Raw genomic sequence first — 5,677 nt, 5'->3', positions numbered from 1 at the left:
GATCCAGTGTGGGTTCGAATCCCACTCGGGGCACCGTTTCTGCCCGTTTCCGCCCGTTCCGCGGCCGGCGCGGGACGGGCCGGCGAGGCCCGGCAGCGGGCTGGGCAGTGACCGACGTCATCAGTCAGGTACGCCACACCCGGGCGGGAGACCACCGCCGCGCCATGACGTATGCCGGGTCCCGCACCAGCCGGACCCAGCGGTAGGTGGCCGTGCCGGGTGGGACGTTGCGGACCGGGTCGAAGCGGATGGGCGGGTCCGGGTCGGGACCGACCGGCCCGCTCCCTGCGACGAGCCGACCGACCGGCATCCACCTGCGGTCCCGGGGCGTGGCCGCGGTCACCTGCCACTCCCCGGGACGGACCGGGGCGAGCCCCAGCTGCAGCGCGCCCTGCGGGGTGCGCAGGGGCATGAGCGTCGTCATGGGGTGCCGGGCGCTGCGGCGGGGCCGCAGGACGTAGCGGGTGACCCGGCCGGTGCCGGTGGTGGCGAACAGGAGGTCGACCTGCCCCTGCGGCAGGTCGAGGCGCAGGGCCAGGCCGTGGATGTCGGGCAGCGGTGCGGGCAGCCCCGCGGCGCGGGAGACGCGCACGACACAGGGGGTCTCGTGACGCTCGTCGAGCAGGGGCACCGCCCGCGGTCGCGCGCCGGCACCGCCGACGAAGGTGGCCGGGTGCACGACGCCGCGTGGGTGGAGCGGCTTGCCCCGCCGCAGCCTGCCGGCCGCCCCGAAGGCCACGCCGAGCGCCCACCCTCCGGCGGCTGCCACGACACGTCCGGCCATCGCCGGCAACGTGCTGCGCAACCTCCCACCGGTGCCCATCGGGACAGCATCGGGCCGACGGGGCCCTGACGCACGTCGGACCGCCCGACAACCCGCGGTTCGTCAGCCATTTCCGGCCGTGCTGTGGAACCATTCATGGTGTGGAGGTCCTGCATCGGGTGCGTGAGGCGACGGCTCAGGCTGTCGTCCGGCTGACCCGTGAGCCGGGAACCCAGACGCGGTGGATCCTAGGGTTCCGGATCGCCTTCTACGTACTGGCGACCGCCCTGCTCATGTGGGAGCTGTACCTCAGCCTCGGCCTCAACCTGCGACCGCTCGACGCGCTCGTCCGCATCGCTGCGGTGACGACGATCTACGGTCTCGGACGCTGGCCCGTTGCTGCCGGAGCGATCTCGCTGCCGCTGGTCATCGCGGAGTTCTGGCTCGGCCGAGACCCGATGTCGATGATGATCGCGGTCCCGTTCCTGACGATCGTCGTCCTGATCGCGACACGCCCACGCCAGTTCGGCTACCTCTACATGGTCGTCATCGTGGCCGCGCTCGCGCTGTGGGAGGCGACGGAGTTCCCCCTCGCCGACTTCGTCAGCTGGCTCATCGTCTTCCTCCTGCCGTGCCTCATCGGCGAGGGCGTCCGCTTCCTGCTCAGGTCGGTCGAGGGCATCCGCGCGGCCTCCGCCGAGCAGCTGGCGCGGCAGCGGCGCGACCTCGCGCGGGAGCTGCACGACACCTCGATCCACGACATCACCGCCATGATCATGGCGCTGGAACGCGCCAAGCTGCAGGGCATCGACAACCCCAAGGCGCTGGAGGAGATCGACCACGCCATCGCCACGGGCAGGCAGTCGGTGGTGAGCATGCGCGGTGTGCTCAAGATCCTGCGTTCGGCGGACGTGGACGTCACGGAACGGACCGATGGCATCCCGGCCGTCATCGCCGCGGCGACGCCGACCGTCGAGCGCGCGTTGGAGGACGCCCGGACCACGCTGGCGCGGGCCGGCAACGAGCTGCTCGTCCACATCGAGGACCAGCTCGACCAGCCGATGCCCTTCTCGGTCCGCACCGCACTCGTGCGGGTGATCCAGGAGTGCACCGCCAACATGGCCAAGTACGCGCAACCCGGCACGCCCTGCACGGTGATGATCGAGCGGAACGACACCGAGACCCGTGCCCTGTTCATCAACCACGCCCCTGTGGACCGCAGTGCGGACCCGGCGCTGAGCTCCGGCGTCGGTCTCATCGGGGCACGCGAACGCGTGGAAGCGGTCGGCGGCAGCCTCGTGGTACGCCATCATGATGGGCGATGGATCATCCAGACCTCCATCCCGACGATCACCTCAGCGAGTGAAGGACAGGTAGAGCGTGCAGCACAGCACTGAGGACGCCGAGCGCCCCGACGGACAGACCATCCGGGTGCTCCTGGTCGACGACGACCCGATGGTGCTCACCACCCTCCAGAGCTACGTGGCGACGGCCGAGGACATCGAGGTCGTCGGTACCGCCGAGGACGGCAGCCAGGTGCGCGACCTCGTGCGCCGGCACGACCCCGACCTCGTCATCATGGACATCCAGATGCCCACGATGACGGGTATCGAGGCGACGGTGCAGCTGCGCAAGGAGTTCCCGCAGCTGCGCATCGTCCTGCTCACGACCTTCGACGAGGACGAGTTCCTCCTCGAGGCCCTCGACGCCGGAGCCGCCGGCTTCCTGCTGAAGAACACCAGCCCCCAGGACCTGGTCCAGTCGATCCGACGCGCCCACAGCGGCAACCGGGTCGTCTCGCCGGGCCCGACCGACCGCCTCATCGACAACTACCTCCTCCGCACGCCCAGCGCCACCGACGCCGGTGACATCGGGCTCTCCGCGCGTGAGCAGGAGGTGCTCGAGCTGCTCTGCCGCGGCCGCTCCAACGGCCAAATCGCCGAGGAGCTCTTCGTCGCGGAGACCACCGTCAAGACACATGTGTCGTCAATCATGCGAAAGATGGGGGTCGGCTCCCGGCTGGAGATCGTCGTCCACGCCTACGAACGCCGGCTCGTCAGATGACCCGCAGGAAGAAATCGTCCCGCCGCACGATGCACTTCCAACTTTTGGAGGATGCCAACTCCGTCGGATGCAGGTGACGATGAGCGTTACCTCCACTTATCCCCCACCCCCCTTCTAACAGAATGAGGTCAACGATGAAGCGCACCTTGGTTCGCGCCACCGCTGCTGCTCTCGCTGTCGTCGGGCTCTCCATGGCCCCCGCCGCTGCGGCTCCCCAGAAGCTGGAGCTGCCGGCGTCGACCACCCCGGTCGTCGCCGCTCCGGGCGGAGGCTCCCAGATCACACCGGACCTCTCGTTCTGTGAGGTCGTCGGCTGGTGGCTCTGGTGCCGTAAGTGACCACGGAGCTCTCCTAGGTTGCAGGCAGGCCGGTGACCCCTGGGTCACCGGCCTGCCCGTCAGTCCACCGGCCGTGCAGCCTCGCCCTGCGGCAGCCGTGCGAGTAGCGGCGACCACGTGATCCGCGCCGTTGCGGACACGACCGGGCCGGGCCGCCCGTCGACGAGGACCGGGGCGGGCCGCTCCCCGAGCTCCACCACCGCACGCACCGCCGCGGTCACGAGCATGACCACGACGACGGGCGGTGTGGCCACCAGCGCAACCACAACACGCGCCGAGCTGGCTGAGCAACGCCGTCGGGCGCAGCCCCACGCCGCCGCCGGTGTCCTCCTCGACCGCGGTGACCACCACCGCCGCAACCACGCCGGCGGCAGCCACCAGTCCAGCCGCCCACGCGATGCGCGGGACGGTGAGGAGGCCGGCCACGGCGAGGACGCCGACCAGCAGCAGCACGACGGCCAGCGCGACGAGCGGCACGACCACCAGCGGGCTGCCGAAGGTGCGCACCGCCGCCCACATGAGCCACTGGCGCACCGGCCCGGCCCCGCTCTCCCGCAGGGTGGCACGGAACAGCACGTCGGCCTCCCGCCGCAGCCGTCGGGCACGCGGCAGGGAGCCTGCCGGGGCCGCGGCGGCGTAGAGGTGGTCGTGGAGGGCGGCCGGCAGGGTCTGGCGCCCGTAGCTGGCGATGACGCCCCACAACAGCTCCGGCACCGAGGTGAGGTCGGTGACGAACCCGACCGGGACCACGTGCTCCACCGCGGACCGCGACCAGCTGGGGCCGGAGCCGTCCCCGCCGTCGGGCGGACGGGTGGTGTACCCGAGCTCGTCGAGCAGCTCGAAACGCACGGTCATCCGGCCGCGCTGCGGTAGCTGGCGCAGGTCGATCGTCGAGCCGGTGCGCCACCGACCCTCGGATTCGTGCACGAACGGCATGGCCCCTCCCCCGGTCCTGGCCTGTACCCCGAGGCTACGGGCGACCACCGACGCGGCGGCTCGCACCGGGGGAGCCCTAGACTGCCGGGCGTGACGTTCTTCGAGTTCGTCGGGACGTACTGGTGGCTCGTCTTCCCGATCGGGGCGGTCTTCGGCGGGTCCGTCAACGGCTTCGTCAAGGGTGTGCGGAAGTGGGACGAGCGCCGGCGCCGGGACCGGCTCGAGCTCGCCCGCATCAAGTACGGGGCGCAGGCGGCCGCCGCCCAGGAGGCCGCTGCGGCGCAGGCCGAGATCGACCGCACCCTCGTCCGTCACGACGCCGTGACGAAGCGGTGGCTGGCCTACGAGCTCGACGTCGCCAAGCTCATCGACTACCCGCTCATCACCGACATGCGGGAGCCCCTCACCGTCGACTTCCACCGCGCGAAGCGGGAGGCCGACGCACTCCGCCCGGACGACCCTGCCGAACTGGCGGACCCGGCCTACTTCGCGTCCTACCGCGAGGCGGTGCGCCGCTACGAGACGGCCTTCGACGTCGCGGAGCAGGAGGCGCGCCGGCGTCGGTTGGCGGACTTCTCCCCGGCCGAGCAGCAGGCACTCGCGCGGGCGAAGAAGTTCCTCGCCCTGGCCGACGACGGCGCCGCCTCCCACGCCGAGCGCCAGGCGTCCTACCGGCGCGCACTGCGCGAGCTCGAGGGGCTCGTCGTGCTCCCGACAGCCACCACCGACGCCTTCGAGCGCCGGATCGCCGGTGCCATCGACGCACCGCCCCCGGACGCCTGACGCGACTCCAGCTCGCCACCACGCCGCTCCCACGCGCCGGGGCTCGTCCTGGCGGTGGGAGCAGGCGGCGGTCCGCCCGAGCTGCTCGCCGGGCGGACCGCCGTCGGCGGTGTTCCTACCGCCTGCGCCTGTCGTGGCGTCGGGTGACCGCTCAGCGGGGAGGCAGCTCGCCGACCCGGTGCACCCGGATCGAGTTCGTGCTGCCGACCTGGCCGGGCGGCATGCCGGCGACGATGACGACGCGGTCGCCGTCCTCGGCCAGTCCGGAGCTGCCGAGGACCTTGTCCACCTGGGTCACCATGTCGTCGGTGTGCGCCACCTCCGGGACCTCGTAGGTCTGCACGCCCCAGGTGAGAGCGAGGACGTTGCGCGTCGAGGTCAGCGGCGTGAAGGCGAGGAGCGGGATCTTCGAGCGCAGCCGGGACATCCGGCGGGCGGAGTCACCCGACTGGGTGAAGGTCACGAGGTACTTCACGCCGAGCAGCTCGCCGATGTCGGCGGCCGCCCGGGTGATGACGCCGCCGCGGGTGTGCGGGGTGGTGCCGAGCGGGGCGATGCGCTCGCCGCCCTCCTCCTCGGTGTTCTCGACGATGCGGGCCATGGTGCGCACGGCCTCGATCGGATACTGGCCCACCGAGGTCTCCCCGGAGAGCATGACCGCGTCGGCACCGTCGAGGATGGCGTTGGCGCAGTCGGACACCTCGGCCCGGGTGGGGCGCGGGTTGGCGATCATCGAGTCGAGCACCTGGGTGGCGACGATGACCGGCTTGGCGTTGCGGCGGGCGAGCTCGAC

6 protein-coding genes are annotated in these 5,677 nt (G+C 71.7%); 3 read left to right on the top strand and 3 right to left on the bottom strand.

The window, feature by feature from the left end:
• Positions 1–124: 124 nt before the first annotated feature.
• The gene (locus Q0195_RS08370; RefSeq protein ID WP_299277022.1) at positions 125–784 is read right to left on the bottom strand and encodes a phosphodiesterase; all 660 of its coding nucleotides are present in this window, start codon (positions 782–784) and stop codon (positions 125–127) included.
• 140 nt (positions 785–924) lie between these two features.
• Here Q0195_RS08370 and Q0195_RS08365 point away from each other — a divergent pair, with 140 nt between their 5' ends.
• Complete coding sequence (locus tag Q0195_RS08365; RefSeq protein WP_299277019.1) at positions 925–2,160, top strand: histidine kinase; 1,236 nt, start codon at positions 925–927, stop codon at positions 2,158–2,160.
• Positions 2,144–2,827, top strand: a complete 684-nt coding sequence (locus Q0195_RS08360; RefSeq protein WP_299277017.1) for a response regulator transcription factor — start codon at positions 2,144–2,146, stop codon at positions 2,825–2,827. Before Q0195_RS08365 ends, Q0195_RS08360 begins: the two co-directional genes overlap by 17 nt.
• A 128-nt stretch (positions 2,828–2,955) precedes the next feature.
• On the opposite strand, the gene Q0195_RS08355 is transcribed toward Q0195_RS08360, so the two are convergent.
• Positions 2,956–4,101 carry a DUF1353 domain-containing protein gene (locus tag Q0195_RS08355; protein ID WP_299277015.1) on the bottom strand — a complete coding sequence of 382 codons (1,146 nt, stop codon included), beginning with the start codon at positions 4,099–4,101 and terminating at the stop codon, positions 2,956–2,958.
• Between the two features lie 90 nt (positions 4,102–4,191).
• Here Q0195_RS08355 and Q0195_RS08350 point away from each other — a divergent pair, with 90 nt between their 5' ends.
• A complete protein-coding gene (locus Q0195_RS08350) occupies positions 4,192–4,884 on the top strand; it encodes a hypothetical protein (protein ID WP_299277012.1) in 693 nt (230 codons plus the stop codon).
• A gap of 151 nt (positions 4,885–5,035) precedes the next feature.
• Here Q0195_RS08350 and Q0195_RS08345 read toward each other — a convergent pair.
• Positions 5,036–5,677, bottom strand: a 642-nt coding sequence (locus Q0195_RS08345) for a pyruvate kinase (protein WP_299277009.1), incomplete at its 5' end; no start/stop codon positions are given.

Source organism: uncultured Georgenia sp., from assembly GCF_937958535.1.
Lineage (GTDB): Bacteria > Actinomycetota > Actinomycetes > Actinomycetales > Actinomycetaceae > Oceanitalea.
This window is presented reverse-complemented; position numbering and strand designations above follow the sequence as displayed.